The 529-nt window shown below is 45.9% G+C and carries 1 protein-coding gene; it reads right to left on the bottom strand.

Annotation, left to right across the window (positions count from 1 at the left end; all coding sequences use genetic code 11):
* Positions 1–529: Ig-like domain-containing protein (locus PSI15_RS18420; protein ID WP_273584776.1), on the bottom strand; the 529-nt coding region annotated here is incomplete at both ends.

The following is a 529-nucleotide window of genomic DNA, read 5'->3' as shown; positions in this document are numbered from 1 at the left end:
GCCAGTGAAATCAAGACATCCTTGATTGCCACGGTACTGGCCAAGGTTGCGGTTGCCGTTAATTTTCCCTCTTCATCTGTTGTAACATCGCCATTTGATGGATGCCAAATAAGTCCAGCTTGATCCTTATCTTTGCTCCAGTTCACATCAGCAATTTTCTGATTTTTCACCGGATTGTTATTGTCATCCAAAATAACCGCACCGTAGGTGTAAGTTTGAGCACCATTGGCGATGAGTGACGGTACTGCCGGTGAAACCGTCACTTTACCCACATGAAAACTAGCGGGCTTTTCATCAAAACTGACCTCACCCACGTATTGCGGCGGCTGGCCATCCAGTTGCAGGTACACTTTGACTCCTTTATGTGGCTGAGTACTAATTAAGGTAGGCTTACGTTTAAAATGCCCATTCTCATCAATTTCAACCGCGTCTGATTGCTCCCAGTCAATAAACTGTAAGCCAGAATCCGCGCCGGTTTTCGGATCGGTTAGCCACTGAACGTGGTTAATAGTGGCATTTTTTATCGGTG

The sequence above is a fragment of the Xenorhabdus sp. PR6a genome, assembly GCF_028599065.1.
Classification (GTDB): domain Bacteria; phylum Pseudomonadota; class Gammaproteobacteria; order Enterobacterales; family Enterobacteriaceae; genus Xenorhabdus; species Xenorhabdus doucetiae.
The sequence above is the reverse complement of the archived record's forward strand: the minus strand, read 5'-3'. Positions and strand labels throughout refer to the sequence as shown.